The sequence below is a fragment of the Microcella humidisoli genome (assembly GCF_024362325.1).
Taxonomy (GTDB): domain Bacteria; phylum Actinomycetota; class Actinomycetes; order Actinomycetales; family Microbacteriaceae; genus Microcella; species Microcella humidisoli.
On record NZ_CP101497.1, the window covers coordinates 1,933,491 to 1,949,830 of the forward strand.

The following is a 16,340-nucleotide window of genomic DNA, read 5'->3' on the forward strand; positions in this document are numbered from 1 at the left end:
CGGGACTCGATGACGAGGAGCAGACTCATGGGGTCACGCGAGCGCTACCGCTCGGGGGCGCGCCTGTACGACGCGCTCTCAGCCGAATGGCCGGTCTACCGCATCGGCCGCATCGAGGCGATCCGGATGCTCGACCCGCAGCCCGGCGAGCGCGTGCTCGATCTCGGCTGCGGCACGGGGCTCAACCACCCGCTGCTGCACGCGGCGGTCGCGCCGCACGGCCGCGTGCTCGGAGTGGACCGCAGCACCGAGATGCTCGCCGTCGCGCGCCGTCGTGCCGAGCGGCGCGGGCTCGACAGCGTGCGGCTGCTCGAGAGCGACGCCCTCGAGCTGGATGCGCAGCGCGTGGTCGCGGAGCTCGGCGGCCCGGCCGACATCGTCATCGCGACCTATACGCTCTCGATCATGGCCGACCCCGCGCAGGCGTGGCAGCGCGCGATCGCCGCCGCGCGGCCGGGCGCCCGTGTCGCGATCGTCGACATGCAGCCCCCCACCGGTGCCGCCCGCCTCGTCGCGCCGCTCGCGCGCGCCTTCGCGGGATTCGGCGGTGCCGACCTCGATGCGCACCCGTGGCGCCTGCTCGACCGCACCGCCGTCGGCGTGCGCGGCCGCTCGCTGCGCGGCGACCACATTCAGGTGAGAACAGGAGCACTGCCCATGACCCTCGCCCTGCCCGACGGTGTCACGCTGCGCCCGCTCGTGCCCGCCGACGCCGATCAGCTCGCCGTGCTCAATGATGCCGCCGCGCCCGCCGTACCCGTCACCCCGCCCGCCGACCTCGCCGAGCTCGTCGGCATCGCGGGTCTCGCCCTCGGCCTCGAGCGCGCGGGGCGGCTCGTCGGCTTCGTCATCGCCATGCGTCCCGGAGCCGACTACGCGAGCGAGAACTACGCCTTCTTCGAAGCGCGGGGCGTCGACCACCTCTACGTCGACCGCATCGTCATCGCGGCGAGCGAGCGCGGCGCCGGTCTCGGTGCGGTGCTCTACGACGCGGTCTTCGCGGCAGCGGGCGCCGAAGGGCGACGCGAGGTGACGTGCGAGGTCAACCTCGATCCGCCCAACCCCGGAAGCCTCGCCTTCCACGAGCGGCTCGGCTTCCGCTCGGTCGGAACCCAGGCCACGAAGGGCGGCACCGTCACGGTCTCGCTGCTGGCAGCCGCCGTTCCGGGCGCGACCGCGGCATCCCTCGACGGCGGAGCCACATCATGACGGCCGCCCCGACGCTGCCGACCGTCTCGATCGTCGTGCCCGCCTACAACGAGGAGCAGACCATCCGCTCGTGCGTCGAGGCGGCGCTCGCGCAGACCGTGGCCGCCCACGAGGTCATCGTCGTCGACAACCGATCGACCGACCGCACGGCCGAGATCGTCCGCGAGCTGCAGACGTCGAATCCGGATGCTCCGCTGCGGTTGCTACGCCAATTCGACGAGCAGGGCCTCGTGCCGACGCGCAACCTCGGCCTCGACAGCGCCACGGGCGAGGTCATCGGTCGGATCGACGCCGACTCGGTGCTCGAGCCCACCTGGGTCGCCGAAGTGCAGAAGGCTTTCGTCGACCCCACGGTGGCCGCCGCGACCGGTCCGGTGCTCTACTACGACATGCCGCTGCGCCGTTTCGGGCTGCGCGCCGACGACACCCTGCGTCGCGCGATGCTGCGCCTGGCGCGCGAGTACCACTTCGTGTTCGGCAGCAACATGGCCCTGCGTGCGACGGCCTGGCAGGCCATTCGCGACGAGGTGTGCCGTGATGAGGAGGACCTTTTCCACGAGGACATCGACATCTCGGTGCACCTTTACGACGCCGGCCTGAAGGCCGTGTACGTGCCGACGATGGTCACGGGAATGTCGGCGCGTCGGGTGGAGGAGAGCCCGCGCGACTACGTCTCGTACGTCGGGCGCTTCGACCGCACCTACACGCACCACGACGTGCGCAACCGCGCACTGCGGGCGCCGGCGTGGGTGTTCCTCGCCGTCTACCCGATCGCGAAGGGTCTGCGGTGGGGGCACCAGGAGCTGGCCGCCCGACGGGCGGACGCCGCGGCCGACTGAGCTCCCGCGTCAGCGGCGGGTAGTGCCCTTGGGCATCCACTCGGCGGCGAGCACGGCCGCCTGGGTGCGCCGCTGCATGCCCAGCTTGGCGAGGATGCCGCTGACGTAGTTCTTGACGGTCTTCTCGGCGAGGAAGAGTGCGCTGCCGATCTCGCGGTTCGACAGTCCCTTCGCGATGAGCGCGAGGATCTCGGTCTCGCGCGGGGTCAGCGCGTCGAGCGGCGAGGCCGGCGCGGCGGCGCCGATGCGGCTCATGACGCCTTCCGCGAGCGTGGGGTCGAGCAGCGACTCGCCCGCCGAGACGCGGCGGATGGCATCGACGATGCCGGTCGCGCGCACCTCTTTCAGCAGGTAGCCGTCGGCTCCCGCGAGCACGGCCGCGAGCACGGCCTCGTCGTCGTCGTAGGAGGTGAGGATGAGGCAGCCGATCTCGGGGCGGGCCGACTTCACGTCGCGGCACACGTCGATGCCGCTGCCGTCGGGCAGGCGGCCGTCGAGCACCGCCACGGTCGCGGTCGAGCCGAGGATGGCACCGGCAGCGCCCGTCGCGAGCCCCGCTTCGCCCACGACGGTGATGCCGTCCTCCTGCTCGAGCAGGTCGGCGATGCCCCGGCGCACGATCTCGTGATCGTCGAGGAGGAAGACGCGAACGGGAGGAGTCATCGTGACTCCCAGGGTACGCTCCATCGCACCTCGGTGCCGTGCGGCTGAACGGTCTCGATCGCGAAGTTGCCGCCGCGCTCGCGCGCTCGCGCGGCGAGGTTCGCGAGGCCGCTGCGGCGTTCGGTCTCGGGCATGCCCACGCCGTCGTCGCGCACGATGACGACGACCTGCGCGCCGCGCACGGCCACGCTCGCCTCGACGAGGCTCGCGCTCGCGTGCCGCACGGCGTTCGAGAGCGCTTCGCGCATGACGGCGGTCACCTCGTCACCGAGGCCGAGGTCGACGAGCGTATCGACGGGGCCGCTGAACGCCAGGCGCGAGTCGAGCGACTCGCCCTCGAGGGTCTCGCGCACGAGCTGGTTGATGCGGGCGCGCAGGCTGTAGGTGCCTGCGCTCGGCGGCGCCGAGAGCCGGTAGATCGCCTGCCGGATCTGCCGGATGGTCGAGTCGATCGCGTCGACCTGGGTCGCGATGCGCGCGCCCGTCGGCGACGAGGGGTCGCCGACGACGCTCTGCAGCGACAACCCGACGGCGAACAGGCTCTGGATGACGTGGTCGTGCAGGTCGCGCGCGATGCGGTCGCGCTCGTCGGTGAGGGCGATCCACTGCTCGTCGAGGCGCGAGCGCGCGAGTTCGCGCGCGATCGCGACCGATCGGCCGAATCGTGCGACCGTCTCGCGTTGCGCGTCGGTCAGGGGATGCCCTCCCGCGGGCGGGGTGATGACGAGTTCGCCATCGGCGGTCTCGGTGACCTGCGTCTCGTGGTCGCCCATGAGCTCCCAGACCGAGGTCGTGATGGCCTCGAGGTCGTCGGGCCCGACCTCGCCCGAGAGCAGACGCTGGGTGAGGCGCTCGGAGGCGGCGAGCCAGCGGCGGTCATCCTGCGATTGCTCGTAGAGGCGCGCGTTCGCGATGGCCGTGCCCGCCATCGCGGCGAGGGCGGCGATGATCGCCTCATCGATGTCGTCGAACGGCCCCTCGCGGTGCTCGGTAAGGTAGAGGTTGCCGAAGACGGTGCCCTCGACGTGGATCGGCACGCCGAGGAACGAGTCCATGGGCGGGTGGTGCGCCGGGAACCCGACCGATCGCGGATCGTGCGAGAGGTGCTCGAGCCGGATGCTGCGTCCCTCGGTGATGACGGCGCCGAGGATTCCGCGCCCGCTCGGCGGCGCGCCCAGCTGCCGCACTTGCTCGTCGGTGAAGCCGGCGTGCAGGAAGCTCTCGAGCCCGCCATCGGGGGAGAGCACCCCGAGGGCTCCGTACTGCGCGCCGACGAGCTCGCGCCCGACCCCCACGATGCGCTGCAGCTGCGTCGTCAGGTCGAGGCTCTCGGTCACGGTCTGCGCGGCCGAGACGAGCAGGCCCACGCGTCGGTAGCCCTCGTCGAGACCGGCGGCGCGCTGCATGATGCGCTCGACGAGCGCGTCGACGCTCTCGCCGCCCGCGGTCACGGCGCGCCGTCGGGGTGGTTCTGCTCGTCGACGGTGCGGCGCCGGGCTCCGCCCAGGTGCACGGGGGTCACGTCGTCGGGCGCTTCATCCTTCACGAGGAACGGTCGCAGCTCGACGGGCTCGACGCTCTCGTTGCGACGCTTCGCCTGGCGGCCGCGGTAGACGAGGTTGAGCACCTCGACGATGATCGCGAACGCGATGGGGCCGTAGATGAGGGCCTTGTCGATCTTGACGTCGAAGCCTTCGGCGATGAGCGTCGTGCCGATGAGCACGAGGAACGCGAGGGCGAGCATCTTGACGGTGGGGTGGCGGTTCACGAAGTCGCTGATCGCCTTCGCCGTGAAGAGCATGAGCGTGATCGCGATGACGACGGCGGCGATCATGATCCACAGCTCGTCGACCATGCCGACCGCGGTGATGACCGAGTCGAGCGAGAACACGATGTCGATGAGCAGGATCTGCACGATGATGCCCGCGAAGGTCACGCTCTTGGCGGTGGACTGCTGGTGGCCCTCGGCACCCTCGAGCTTCTCGTGGATCTCGACGACGGCCTTGTAGACGAGGAAGAGCCCGCCGAGGATGAGGATGAGATCGCGCCCCGAGAAGCCCATGCCGAAGAGCTCGAAGAGGTCGTTGGTGAGGCTGATGATCCAGCTCGCCGCGAACAGCAGCAAGATGCGCATGATCATCGCGAGCGAGAGGCCCAGGACGCGCGCCTTGTTCTGCTGCTCGGGGGGCAGTTTCGCCGCGAGGATCGAGATGAAGATGACGTTGTCGATGCCGAGGATGATCTCGAGCACGAGCAGCGTGGCGAAAGCGATCAGCAGCTCGGGGGAGAAGGCGAGTTCCATGCCCGAATCCTAGTGAGCGTCGACCGCATTCCAGCCGAGCCGCGTGCGCACGGTGCGGGCTCCCTCGTGCGGCCAGCGCGCATCCGCCCCCACCGGCCCCGATTCGGCGAGGGCGAGCAGGGCGCGCGCGGCCGATTCGGGGTCGGTCTCGATCGCGGCGGCCGCCGCGGCGGCGAACTGCGGATGCACGAGCTCGAGCCGCCGGTACCCGTCGAGGTCGTCGAGCCGGGCCGTCTGCTCGGGCCGCTCGGCCGACACGGCCCGATGCAGCGCGATGAGGTGCGCGAGGGCGTGGGATCGCACGAACTGACCCGCGGTGAGCACCTCGCCGCGGCGGTGCCGACCGACGCCGATGAGCAGCAGGGCGAGGAAGAGTTCCGCGCGGTCGCGGACGGTGGCCTCGTGGCCGGGGCGCGGCTTTCGCGCGGCATCCCGCATCGTCTCGGTGATGCCGCCGCGATCGATCGCGACCTCGTAGGCGTTGGCGATGGCGAGCGAGAGCTCGCCGGGGGCGAAGACGGCGAACTCGAGCACGTGGCCGTCGTCGTAGACGACCTTGAGGCCGTGCACGCCCTCGCGCGGGCGCAGCACGATGCGCTCGGCGTCGGGCAGCCAGTCGAGCTCGCGGCGCATGCGCTCGGCGTTCGCCTCGCTGTCGGCTACGACGAGGAAGTCGTGGTCGCTCCACTCGTCGACGCGGCCGCGGTCGGCGGTGGACCCGGCGAGCACGAGGCCCGTGACGTCGTCGCGTGCCTCGAGCCCCGCGACGAGGCGGGCGAGGTATGCGTCGAAGGCGATCCTGTAAGCGCTTGCATTCGTCATGCGCACGACCCTAGCGGGCGACGGGCGTACACTCGTGCTCGTACACGGGAGTCCGGTGAACCGGGCTGAGAGGAAGCGCACTCACGCTTCGACCGTCGAACCTGATCCGGATCATGCCGGCGCAGGGAGGACTTCTCGCACCCGTGCCGACCCGATACGCGGGCGCGATGGTCGCGCTCGCGCAGAGCGAAAGGCACGACTCATGGTCACGACCGCACCAACCCCCTCCACCCGCCCTCGACCCGCCCTGCAGTGGCGCGTCGTCGACATCGTCGTCGCGAGCGTGCTCGGCGTCGCCGGCGGCCTCGTCATGACGCTGTGGAACCTCGTCTACTCGCCCGTCACGGCACCCCTCGAGGTCGCCCTGCCGGGGCTGCAGGCGCTCATGTACGCCGTCTGGCTGTTCCCGGCCGTGCTCGTCGGTCTCGTCGTGCGCAAGCCCGGTGCGGCGCTCTACGGCGAGCTGGTCGCCGCGTCGGTCTCGGCGCTGCTCGGCGGCATGTGGGGCTGGACGGCGATCGCCTGGGGCCTCGTGCAGGGCCTCGGCGCCGAGATCGTCTTCGCCATCCTGCTCTACCGTGCGTGGGGCCTTCTGCCCGCCATCCTCGCCGGCATGGGCGCGGGCGTCGGCATGTCGATCATGGACCTGACCTTCTACTACGCCGGCGCGCGACCCGAGTTCATGGTCGTCTACGCGGCGAGCGCGATCGTGTCGGGCGCCGTCATCGCCGGGCTCGGCAGCTGGCTGCTCGTGCGGGGGCTCGCTCGAACGGGTGCGTTGGCGCGCTTCGCCGCCGGACGGGAGCTCGCGGCCCGGTCGACGGCGAGCGAGCCCGTGGCCGCCGCATCGGCCGCCGCCTCGGCCTCGGCAGAGGACGCGCGATCGGGCTCGTGACCGCGGCTCGCGCGGCCGCCCTCGGGGCCCAGGGCTGGAGCTGGACTCCCGCCGGGCGCTCGGCCCCCGTGCTCGATGCGCTCGACGTGCGCATCGAGCCGGGTGAGCGCGTGCTGCTGCTCGGCGCCTCCGGCAGTGGCAAGTCGACGCTGCTGCAGGCATGGGCGGGCGTGCTCGGCGGGGCCGACGAGGGCGAGCAGCAGGGACAGCTGACCGTCGACGGCCTCGAGGTCGGCGCGCGTCGCGGGCGGGTCGGCCTGCTGCTGCAGGATCCGGATGCGCAGCTCGTGCTCGCGCGCGCCGGCGACGACGTGGCCTTCGGGCCCGAGAACCTCGGCGAGCCGGTCGACGAGATCCTCGCGGGCGTGCCGCGCGCGCTCGACGCCGTCGGGCTCTCGGCGCTCGCCGACGCCGACACCCGACGGCTCTCGGGCGGGCAGCAGCAGCGTCTCGCCCTCGCGGGCGTGCTCGCGATGCGCCCCGCGGCCCTCCTGCTCGACGAGCCCACGGCTCAGCTCGACCCCGCCGGCGTGCGCGAGGTCGCCGCGGCCGTCGCCGCGCTCGTCGCCGACCGCGGGCTGACGCTCGTCGTCGTCGAACACCGCGTCGACGTCTGGGCCCCGCTCGTCGACCGCGTCATCGTGCTCGACGGCGGGCGGATCGTGGCCGACGGCCCCGTCGCCGAGGTGCTGCTCGAGCAGGGGGCGCGGCTGGCGCGGCGCGGTGTGTGGGTTCCCGGGCGCGGACCCGAGCATCCGGCCGCCCCGATCGCGGCGTCGGGAGACGAGCTGCTGCGCGCGACAGGCCTCGCCGTGCAGCCCGCCGGGGGAGACGTCATCGGGTTCGCGAGCGGCCTCGACCTCACCGTGCGCGCGGGCGAGGTCGTCGCCCTCACGGGGCCCAACGGCGCGGGCAAGAGCACGCTGCTGCTCACGCTCGCGGGCCTGCTCCCGCCTGCCGCCGGCACGATCGAGGCCCTCGGCGCCGGGGACCCCGCGCGATGGACCTCGGCCGAGCTCGCCGAGCGGTTCGGCGTCGTCTTCCAGAACCCCGAGCACCAGTTCGTGGCCGCGACGGTGCGCGATGAGCTCGCCGTCGGCGGCGCCGATCCTGAGCGCGTTGACGCCCTGCTCGAGCGGCTGCGGCTGCCGCACCTCGCCGCGTCGAGCCCCTTCCTGCTGAGCGGCGGCGAGCAGCGCCGGCTGTCGGTCGCCACCGCGCTCGCGACCGAGCCGCGCGTGCTGCTGCTCGACGAGCCGACCTTCGGGCAGGACGCCCGCACGTGGGCCGAGCTCGCCGCGCTCCTCGCGGCCCACCGCGACGCCGGGGGAGCCGTCATCATGGCGACGCACGACCGCGAGCTCGTCGCGGCACTCGACGCGCGCGAGGTCGCACTCCCGGCCGTGTCCGTTCCCTCCGGTGAATCGCTGCCGGATCAGCGTGTCGTCGGCGACACGCCGGGCAGAGCGCCCAAAGACCGGGGCAGGCGGACAGCGTCGAGCGAGGCGAGCCCCGCTGAGGGGAGCGTCGCCGGCTCGGGTGCGGTGGGTCGCGCGCCGCTCGGCGAGCGGCTCAACCCCGTCGCCGCGATCGCGGCCTCGCTCGTGCCCGCCCTGCTGCTCGTCACGACGCTCGACGTCGTCTCGGCCGCTGTCGCCCTCACGCTGCAGCTGCTGCTCATCCCGTTCCTGGGCATCCCGTTCCGCACCCTGCTGCGGCGCACCGCTCCCGTGCTCATTGCGGCCCCGCTCGCCGCCGCCACGGTCGTGCTCTACGGCCGCGAGTCGGGCACGGTCTACGCCGAGTTCCTGCTCGTGCGCATCAGCGACGGATCCCTCGAGCTCGCCCTCGCGACCCTCCTGCGCATCCTCGCCATCGGCATCCCCGCGATCGCCCTGTTCGCGCGCCCCGATGCGACGCGGCTGGGGGATGCTCTCGGCCAGAACCTCCGCCTGCCCAGTCGCTTCGTGCTGGGCGGCGTCGCCGCGCTGCGCCTGCTGACCGTGCTGCGCGACGACGCCCGCCTGCTCGAGCGGGCCCGGCGCGCGCGCGGCATCGGCGACCGCGGCCGGGTGCGCCGTGCGCTCGGGCTCGTCTTCGCGCTGCTCGTGCTGTCGATCCGCCGCGGGTCGGCGCTCGCGATCGGCATGGAGGCGCGCGGCGTCGGCGCCCCCGGCCCGCGCACCTGGACCCGGCCCTCGCCGTGGCGCGCATCCGACACCGCGGTCGTCGCGGTCGGTATCGCCATCTCGACCGTCGCCGTCGTCGCGGCCGTGCTCACGGGGGAGTTCACGAGTGTCATCGGCTGACGGCGCCCCGCCGCGCATCACCCTCGTCGACGGCCGCTCGGGAGCGGGCAAGACCACCTGGGCCACCGCGCTCGCGCGACGCACGGGTGCCCAGCTGCTGAGCCTCGACGACGTCTACCCGGGGTGGGACGGCCTCGAGGCGGCCGAGGCGCACGTGCTCGAGCACGTGCTGCGCGCGATCGCCGAGGGTCGGCCGCCGCGCTGGCGCTCGTGGAACTGGGTCGACGAGGAGCCCGGTGCCTGGCACGCCCTCGACCCCGCACGCGACCTCGTGATCGAAGGATGCGGTGCCATCAGCCCCGCCGCCCGCTCGCTCGCGCACCACGCCGTGTGGGTCGAGCTGGCCGACGATGCCGAGCGGCGCCGACGCGCGATCGCGCGCGACGGCGAGGTCTTCGCCCGCAACTGGACGCGCTGGGCGCAGCAGGAGGACGCGCACGCCGCGCTCCACGCGCCTCGAGAGACGGCAGACGAGATCGTCGAGCCGCTCAGCCCGCCCAGCGCTCGAACACCGTGATCGGGTCGGCGAAGCGCCACGCGACACCGGGTTCCGTGATTGCACTCGTCGACTCGAGCCGCACGACCTGCTCGGCCTCACCCGTCTCGACGACGAGGCTGCCCGCATCCGCGCCCCGCACGATGGTCGACCGCGAGGCGGCCTCGAGCCGCAGCCCGAGCCCGTCGAGCTCGGTCGAGCTGACCGACACGCCCTCGGTCGCCACGAGCTCGGTCTCCTGCCCCCAGGCCGAGCGCGCAATGGCGACGACCTGCCCGGCGGCCACGACCTCGACGGGTCGAACGCTCGTGCGCACACTCTCGAGCAGCGCCCCCACCGCATCCTCGGCGGCGGGGTAGCCCGGCTGGCCGAGGGCGGCGACGATGATCGTCTCGTCGTCGACCGTGATCGCGAGCAGCACGCACACCCCCGCCGCGTCGGTGTACGTGCGCACGAGGCCCGTGGTGCCGAGCTCGCGCAGGAAGGCGGCCTCGTCGGCGAAGGCCGCGCCACCCTGCGTCGTGCGGGGTCGCGATTCGAGCAGCGCGGCGAGCGCGGGGTTCTCGAGGCTGAGCGCGCCGAGCCGGGCGAGGTCGGCGGCGGTCGAGAGCGAGGCCGGGTCGAGTCCTGTGCCGTCGACGACGGTCGTGCTCGAGAGCCCGTTCTCATCGAGCCACGCGCGCGCGGCGGCGAGGTAGGCGTCGAGCCCGCCGAACACCTCGTCGACGAGCAGCTCGGCGGTGTTGTTGCCCGAGCCGATGACCGTGGCGGCGAGCAGGTCGCGGCGCGTCCAGGTCTGGCCGAAGCGCACGGCGACCGTGCGGGCGCCCGCGGCGTCGAGCTCGCGGTACCGCTCGATGTGCTGCTGGTCGATCGTGATGGCCTCCCCGGTGCCGCCCGCCCCGAGCGGCTCGGCGTCGAGCACGACGTGGGCGAGCACGAGCTTGGCCATGCCCGCGATGGGCCGCGGCTCGGCATCGCCGGCCTCGACGATCGAGCCGCTGCCGGCGAGCAGGGCCGTCGACCCCGCGGCGGGCAGCGCGAGCGTGTCGTCCCAGCCGCCGTCGACGGCCGCCGACAGGGTCTGCTCGATGTGCAGCCGCGGCACGGGAGTCAGCAGCGCCGCAGCGCCGTAGACGACGCCGAGCACGACGGCGAGGGCCACGACGCCGCTCAGCACCCGGCGCACGCGGCGCGCCCCGCTCACGCCCAGCCCAATCGGTGCAGCTCGTCGTCGTCGATGCCGAAGTAGTGCGCGATCTCGTGCACGAGCGTGACGTGGATCTCGTCGCGCAGCACCTCGAGATCCCCCTCCGCCGCCGCGAGCAGCGGCTCGCGATAGAGGACGATGCGGTCGGGCAGCTCGCCGAAGCCGTACTGCCCGCGGTCGGTGAGGGCGGTGCCCTCGTAGAGCCCGAGCAGATCGAGCGAGCCGTCAGCGGGGCGGTCCTCCGTCACGAAGATCACGTTCTCGAGCCCCTCGACCATCTCATCGGGCAGCTGGTCGAGCTCATCGATGACGAGGGCCTCGAACGCGGCCGCGTCGAGCTCGAGGGCGTCGGATGCGCGGTCGTCGGTCACGACGGACCCCCCGCGGCGGGGTGCGCATCCGGTTCGCGCACCTCGAGCACCTGCACGATTCCGTCTTGCATCCAGGCGAGCCAGTCGTACACGTCGCGCAGGCCGGGCTCGGCGAACGCGCCCTCGTCGCCGTCGACGATGATGCCCATGCGGTCGGCGATGACGAGGCGCAGGTCGCCGATGCCGCGCACCCAGTCGAGGGCGGCATCCATCGTCAACGGCACGGTGCGCGCGATCCCCTCGTCGGCGACCGGCGCGAGCGCGGTCGACAGCGTGCGCGCGAAGCCGATCTTGCGGTCGACGAGGCCGCGCCGGCTGAGGCGCCGCCACTCGTCGGCGAGCTCGGGCTCGTGCCGGTAGGCATCGGGCAGCACGCGGCGCACGGCCGAGTCGTCGTCGACCGGCGACTCGAGCGCGTCGGCGAGCAGTGCCTGCAACTGGTCGGCGAGCGAGACGAGAATGCGCGCCTCCTCGGGTTCGACGTGCACGAGGCCGACGAGCGCGGGGTCGTCGGTCGGCACGGTGATCCTCACGAGCGCACCGCCGTCATCGGGGTGCCCGCTCGACGGTGGCCCACAGGCCGTACTCGTGCATGGCCTCGGCGTGGCGCTCCATGTGCTCGCGGTTGCCGTGGGCGAGCGTCGCCCGGCCCGCGGTGTGCACCTGTATCATGAGCTCATCGGCGGTCTGCGCATCCACCCCGAAATGGCGGCGGAACACCCACGAGACGTAGCTCATGAGGTTGACGGGGTCGTTCCAGACCACGATCGTCCACGGCACCTCGGCGGCGTGCAGGGGCCGCTCGATCACCTGCTCGCGCGTCGCACCGTCGGTGCGCGCGCGGGCCGGGGCGATCGAGGTCATGCCTCTATTGTCGCGCGTCGACCGGGAGGACGCCGAGAGGCCGACCGGCGAGGGGAGCCTCAGGCCTCGTCGAGCATGCGCTGGCGCGTGCTCGCGAACTCCTCCTGCGTGATGAGGCCCTTGTCGAGCGCCGACTGCAGCGACGCCAGCCGCGTCGGAAGATCGGGCACCGCGCCGTCGGCGCCCGGGCGACCCGCGATCGCATCGGAGATGATGGCCCCCGTCACGATGGCGGCGCCGGCCTGCTCGTCGGTCACGGCGAGCAGCCGCTGCTCGTCGGAGAGCCCGAGCTGCTTCGAGGCCGAGTTGACCACCGTCATGCGCCAGATGCCGAACCCGATCGCCGCGAAGAACAGCAGCGCGAAGAGGCCGACGAAGGCGCCGCCCCCCGGCACGAGATCAACCGGATTGCCCGGGTCGAGCGGCACGAACGAGTCGAGCACGCGGCCCGTCAGCAGGGCATCGGTCATGGCGCACTCCTCCTCGATCCCGGCGCGAACGCCGGGGTGAGGATCACTCTAGACGCGCGGGACGCCTCGAGAGCGAGGAACACAACTTGGGGTGAGTAACGGGGCTTGAACCCGCGACCTCCTGGACCACAACCAGGCGCTCTGCCAGCTGAGCTATACCCACCATGCTGACCGTCTCGCGACGGCCGACACGACAGTCTATTACAGGCGGGGCGCCCACTTCTGCACGACCTCTGCCGCGGCGGCCTGCGCCTCGTCGGACGTCGGCCCGGGCTCGCCCACGAAGCCCGCCCGGCGGTAGTACTCGAGCTCGCGGATCGACTCGAGGATGTCGGCGAGCGCCCGGTGCCCGCCGTTCTTCGCGGGGGCATTGAAGTAGACGCGGGGGAACCACCGGCGCACGAGTTCTTTGATGCTCGAGACGTCGACCGAGCGGTAGTGCAGGTGCGCGTCGACGCTCGGCATCGATCGGGCGATGAAGGCGCGGTCAGTGCCGATCGTGTTGCCCGCGAGCGGCGCCTGGCCCGCCGCCGGAACGTGCTCGGTGATGTAGGCGAGCACCTGCTGCTCGGCCGTCTCGAGCGGTACGCCCGCCTCGAGCTCGTCGAGCAGGCCGCTCGTCGCGTGCATCTCGCGCACGAACTCGCCCATGTTCGCGAGGCCCGCCTCGGTGGGCGCGATGACGATCGAGAAGCCGGGATGCACGGGCTCGAGCTCGTAGTCGGTGATGACGACCGCCACCTCGATGAGGTCGTCGACCGCCAGATCGAGCCCCGTCATCTCGCAGTCGATCCAGACGAGGCGATCGGTCGTTGAACTCACCGGGGCAGTCTACCGGCGCGGCCCGACCGGCTCCGGCGCCCAGCCGCCGCGCGTACGCTGGGGGAGTGCGCCTCGAGCTCTTCACCTCCGCCTTCTGCGACCCGTGTCATCGGGCGCGTGAGGTGATCGCCGAGGCGCAGCGGCTCGTGCCGGCCCTCCAGGTCGATGAACGGGATGTCGCGGCGCATCAGGATCGTGCCGCCGAGCTCGGCATCCGCAGCACGCCGACGACGATCATCTACGACCGCGACGGCGGCGAACTGTTGCGCGCCGAAGGGGTTCCAACGCTGCCGCGCCTGCTCACGGCGCTCGCCGAGGCGCTGCCCTAGCGGCTGACCGTCGGCTCGGTCGCCGACGCCGTGCAGCGATCGTCGGGGCAGTCGGCCGCGAAGCACCAGTCGACGCCCGACCCGGGCGCGGCATCCACCGCCTCGGCGATCACGGTCACGGCGCCGCCCTCGCGAGCCACCAGCGACCCGACGAGACCCGCCCGATAGCCGCTCGCGCAGTACACCCACACGGGCTCATCGGCGAGCTGCGCGTCGGGCTCGATCGTCTGAGCGGGGCGGTGCACGGCGCCCACGACGTGCCCCAGGCGCCACTCGTCGTCGGCACGCACGTCGAGCACGACGGGGGCGGTGCCGGCCCGCTGCCGCTGCGCGAGGGCCGAGAACGGCGCACTGTCGACCGCGACGGTCTCGGCGTCGAGCTCGTCGGCGATCACGATGCCCTGCACCTCATCGAAGCCGATGCGCGCCAGGTCGCGGTGCGCGTCCTCGGCGACCTGCTCGCTGTCGGCGACCAGCACGTACGGCGTGCCGACCGGCAGCTGCCAGCCGGCCCAGCGGGCGACGGCGCCCGTCGCGGGCATCGCGATGCTGCCGGGCAGGTGGCCGCGCTCGAAGGCGCCCCACGGCCGCACGTCGATGATCGTCGCCCCCGAAGCCGTCGCGGCGGTGGGGGAGAGGGCGGGGGCCGTCGGCGGCGCCCAGGCGTCGGGACCGTGCACATTGCGCGGCGCCATCGACGGGTAGTAGGGCGGGATCGGGCCGGACCCGCGCACGAAGGCCTCGAGGTACTCCTCCTCGCTCACGCGGAACACCATGCTCGACGCCTTCTGGTCGCCGACCGTGTCGCCCGAGCTCAGTTCGAGCGGTCCGGCGAGGCACGAGCTGCCGAAGCCGTGCGTCGGCAGCACGCGCGTCGCGTCGGGCAGCTCGCCGCCGAGTCGCCGGATCGAGCGGTACTGCGCGCGCGTGAGCGGCACGATGTTCTGCTCGCCCATGAGGTCGGTGCGCCCCGCGCCCCCGATGAGCCACGAGCCACCCGTGAACGCGCCGACCGGCTCGCCGCGCGCATCGAGCACGACGAGGGTCTGGTGCGCGTCAGTGTGCCCGGGGGTCTCGAGCACGAGCACGCGGATCGGCCCGGCCTCGACGGTCTCCGTGTCGCGCGTCGCGCGCGCCGGCATCGAGTACGCGGGCCCCGAGGGCACGAGGTACTCGCCGCCCACCCGTCGCGCGAGCGCCCAGCCACCGCTGAGGTAGTCGTTGTGCAGGTGCGTCTCGGCGACCGCGCCGAGGTGCAGCCCGCGCTGCTCGACGATGTCGGCGAAGCGCTGCACGTCGCGCTCCACATCGATCGCGACCGCCCAGCCCTCCTGCTCGACCAGGTACGAGCGGTTGCCGATGCTCGGCGTCTCGATCGTGTGCAGCACGATCCCCGGTGCGAGCTCGGTCGCGGTGACGGTGGTGTCGAGCATCAGGCCTCCTGCGGGGTGGTGGGCACCCGTCGCACCGAACCTAACAAACCAGCCGATCGATGTCCTCGGCCAGCAGCGCGGGGTTCTCCGCCCCCACCGAGAACCGCACGAGGTTCGGCTCGAGCCCCATCGTCGCGAGGTCGTCGAGGCTCGCCGCCGCATGGCTCATGTACGACGGGATCTCGACGAGCGAATCGACCGAGCCGAACGACGGCGCCATGCGCGCCGTGCGCAGCGTGCCGATGCGCTCGGCCAGTTCCTCCCGCGACCGGTTCGGCACGAACGACACGAGCGAACCGCGCGGCCCGCCGAGCGCGAAGGCGACCGCGTCGGCCTCGTGGGCGTTCGCGAACTCCCCGGGGTAGTGGATGCTCTGCACGAGCCCCTCGTCGGCCCGCTGCGCGAGGTGGCGCAGCACGTGGCGGGCGCCCTCCTCCTGCCGATCCAGCCGCGCGTCGAAGGTGCGCAGACTGCGCACCACGAGATGAGCGTCGTGCGGCGGCATGATCGTGCCGAGGCGCGAGCGGGCCTCCCAGAGCGGCGCGCGCAGGGCATCCCGAACCAGAGCCAGCCCGCCGATGACATCGTTGTGACCGCCGATGTACTTCGTGCACGAGTAGACGATCACGTCGACGATCTCGAGCAGGGCCGGCGGCAGATCGCCGAGGCCCGCGAGCGTCGCGTCGAGCACGACGACGCCTGTGCGCGTCGGGCCGCGGTCGACCCCGCGCAGATCGACGACCCGCAGGTGCGGATTGCTCGGCGCCTCGACGAACCACACCTCGCCCTCCTCCGGCTGCCCCGAGAGCTGCGCAGCGACCGCCGCCGTCGGGTACGTGACGACCTCGACGGGCGACGTGGCCGCCAGCTGCTGCCCGAGCGCGACCGTCTTGCGGTACACCTCATTGGGAAGGTGCAGACGCTGCAAGCCCGGTCGCACCGCGTCGAGCACCGACGCGATCGCGCTCATGCCCGAACTGAACGCGAACGCGCGGAAGCCCGGATGCAGCTGCTCGACGATGCGCTCGAGCTCGATCGTGTTCGCCGACGCGTCGCGGGCGTACCGCACCGAATCGAGCTTCGCCGCGTGATACGCGGCGAGCGCGGCCGAATCGAGGAAGTGGTGGGCCGACGACGGCTGCATGCCCGAGACGAGGGGGAAGCCGTGCTCGCCCGGCGCCGACGGATTCGCGGCGGCCAGCGCCGCCCTGCTCTGCACGACGGTCAGGGCGTCGCTCACGGTGTACCGGCTCATGCCACGACGCTAGCGGGCCGCGCGAACCCCCTCCGGTAGCCTGGAAGGCGA

General features: G+C 72.7%; 18 protein-coding genes, 1 tRNA gene and 1 riboswitch. Of the genes, 6 read left to right on the forward strand and 13 right to left on the reverse strand.

Annotated features, from left to right (window positions below; all coding sequences use genetic code 11):
- Positions 1-27: 27 nt before the first annotated feature.
- Complete coding sequence (locus NNL39_RS09355; RefSeq protein WP_255159021.1) at positions 28-1,209, forward strand: GNAT family N-acetyltransferase; 1,182 nt, start codon at positions 28-30, stop codon at positions 1,207-1,209.
- On the forward strand, positions 1,206-2,048 hold the full coding sequence (locus NNL39_RS09360; protein ID WP_255159022.1) for a glycosyltransferase: 843 nt from the start codon (positions 1,206-1,208) through the stop codon (positions 2,046-2,048). Before NNL39_RS09355 ends, NNL39_RS09360 begins: the two co-directional genes overlap by 4 nt.
- A 9-nt stretch (positions 2,049-2,057) precedes the next feature.
- Here the strand turns inward: NNL39_RS09360 and NNL39_RS09365 are convergent, their stop codons facing one another.
- Genes NNL39_RS09365 through NNL39_RS09380 form a run of 4 tightly spaced genes read right to left on the reverse strand, consistent with a single transcriptional unit; the run spans position 2,058 to position 5,835 of the window.
- Positions 2,058-2,711 carry a LuxR C-terminal-related transcriptional regulator gene (locus tag NNL39_RS09365; protein ID WP_255159023.1) on the reverse strand — a complete coding sequence of 218 codons (654 nt, stop codon included), beginning with the start codon at positions 2,709-2,711 and terminating at the stop codon, positions 2,058-2,060.
- Complete coding sequence (locus tag NNL39_RS09370; protein ID WP_255159024.1) at positions 2,708-4,162, reverse strand: GAF domain-containing sensor histidine kinase; 1,455 nt, start codon at positions 4,160-4,162, stop codon at positions 2,708-2,710. The genes NNL39_RS09365 and NNL39_RS09370 overlap by 4 nt, the downstream gene beginning before the upstream one ends.
- Positions 4,159-5,013, reverse strand: coding sequence for a TerC family protein (locus NNL39_RS09375; protein ID WP_255159025.1), 855 nt, complete (start codon positions 5,011-5,013; stop codon positions 4,159-4,161). The genes NNL39_RS09370 and NNL39_RS09375 overlap by 4 nt, the downstream gene beginning before the upstream one ends.
- Positions 5,014-5,022: 9 nt before the next feature.
- A complete protein-coding gene (locus tag NNL39_RS09380; protein ID WP_255159026.1) occupies positions 5,023-5,835 on the reverse strand; it encodes a nucleotidyltransferase domain-containing protein in 813 nt (270 codons plus the stop codon).
- Positions 5,836-5,869: 34 nt separating this feature from the next.
- A riboswitch (TPP riboswitch) is annotated at positions 5,870-5,980 on the forward strand.
- Positions 5,981-6,037: 57 nt separating this feature from the next.
- Between NNL39_RS09380 and NNL39_RS09385 the strand changes: the two genes are divergently transcribed.
- From NNL39_RS09385 to NNL39_RS09400, 3 genes are read left to right on the forward strand one after another with little or no spacing between them, the layout of a single operon-like run.
- On the forward strand, positions 6,038-6,730 hold the full coding sequence (locus NNL39_RS09385) for an ECF transporter S component (protein WP_255159027.1): 693 nt from the start codon (positions 6,038-6,040) through the stop codon (positions 6,728-6,730).
- A complete protein-coding gene (locus NNL39_RS13020; protein ID WP_322972909.1) occupies positions 6,727-9,039 on the forward strand; it encodes an ATP-binding cassette domain-containing protein in 2,313 nt (770 codons plus the stop codon). Before NNL39_RS09385 ends, NNL39_RS13020 begins: the two co-directional genes overlap by 4 nt.
- A complete protein-coding gene (locus NNL39_RS09400; RefSeq protein ID WP_255159028.1) occupies positions 9,026-9,556 on the forward strand; it encodes a nucleoside/nucleotide kinase family protein in 531 nt (176 codons plus the stop codon). Before NNL39_RS13020 ends, NNL39_RS09400 begins: the two co-directional genes overlap by 14 nt.
- Here the strand turns inward: NNL39_RS09400 and NNL39_RS09405 are convergent.
- The 7 genes from NNL39_RS09405 to orn all read right to left on the reverse strand — a co-directional run bounded on the left by NNL39_RS09405 (position 9,528) and on the right by orn (position 13,272).
- A complete protein-coding gene (locus NNL39_RS09405; RefSeq protein WP_255159029.1) occupies positions 9,528-10,742 on the reverse strand; it encodes a D-alanyl-D-alanine carboxypeptidase family protein in 1,215 nt (404 codons plus the stop codon). The two genes, NNL39_RS09400 and NNL39_RS09405, sit on opposite strands and share 29 nt — an antisense overlap.
- Positions 10,739-11,023 carry a metallopeptidase family protein gene (locus NNL39_RS09410; RefSeq protein ID WP_322972931.1) on the reverse strand — a complete coding sequence of 95 codons (285 nt, stop codon included), beginning with the start codon at positions 11,021-11,023 and terminating at the stop codon, positions 10,739-10,741. The genes NNL39_RS09405 and NNL39_RS09410 overlap by 4 nt, the downstream gene beginning before the upstream one ends.
- Positions 11,024-11,112: 89 nt before the next feature.
- Positions 11,113-11,649: a DUF2017 family protein gene (locus NNL39_RS09415; RefSeq protein WP_255159031.1), complete on the reverse strand. Its 537-nt coding sequence runs from the start codon at positions 11,647-11,649 to the stop codon at positions 11,113-11,115.
- Between the two features lie 13 nt (positions 11,650-11,662).
- Positions 11,663-11,980 (reverse strand): ATP-dependent Clp protease adapter ClpS, encoded by a 318-nt coding sequence (gene clpS / locus NNL39_RS09420; RefSeq protein ID WP_255159032.1) that lies wholly within the window; start codon positions 11,978-11,980, stop codon positions 11,663-11,665.
- Between the two features lie 59 nt (positions 11,981-12,039).
- Positions 12,040-12,450, reverse strand: coding sequence for an SHOCT domain-containing protein (locus tag NNL39_RS09425; protein WP_255159033.1), 411 nt, complete (start codon positions 12,448-12,450; stop codon positions 12,040-12,042).
- Positions 12,451-12,537: 87 nt separating this feature from the next.
- Positions 12,538-12,613 (reverse strand) — tRNA-His (locus NNL39_RS09430).
- A 38-nt stretch (positions 12,614-12,651) separates the two neighbouring features.
- Positions 12,652-13,272, reverse strand: coding sequence for an oligoribonuclease (gene orn / locus NNL39_RS09435; RefSeq protein WP_255159034.1), 621 nt, complete (start codon positions 13,270-13,272; stop codon positions 12,652-12,654).
- A gap of 65 nt (positions 13,273-13,337) precedes the next feature.
- Here orn and NNL39_RS09440 point away from each other — a divergent pair, with 65 nt between their 5' ends.
- A complete protein-coding gene (locus NNL39_RS09440; RefSeq protein WP_255159035.1) occupies positions 13,338-13,601 on the forward strand; it encodes a thioredoxin family protein in 264 nt (87 codons plus the stop codon).
- On the opposite strand, the gene NNL39_RS09445 is transcribed toward NNL39_RS09440, so the two are convergent.
- The gene (locus NNL39_RS09445) at positions 13,598-15,034 is read right to left on the reverse strand and encodes a rhodanese-like domain-containing protein (RefSeq protein WP_255159036.1); all 1,437 of its coding nucleotides are present in this window, start codon (positions 15,032-15,034) and stop codon (positions 13,598-13,600) included. The genes NNL39_RS09440 and NNL39_RS09445 overlap by 4 nt on opposite strands.
- Before the next feature lie 40 nt (positions 15,035-15,074).
- The gene (locus NNL39_RS09450; protein ID WP_255159037.1) at positions 15,075-16,289 is read right to left on the reverse strand and encodes a PLP-dependent transferase; all 1,215 of its coding nucleotides are present in this window, start codon (positions 16,287-16,289) and stop codon (positions 15,075-15,077) included.
- Between the last annotated feature and the right edge of the window lie 51 nt (positions 16,290-16,340).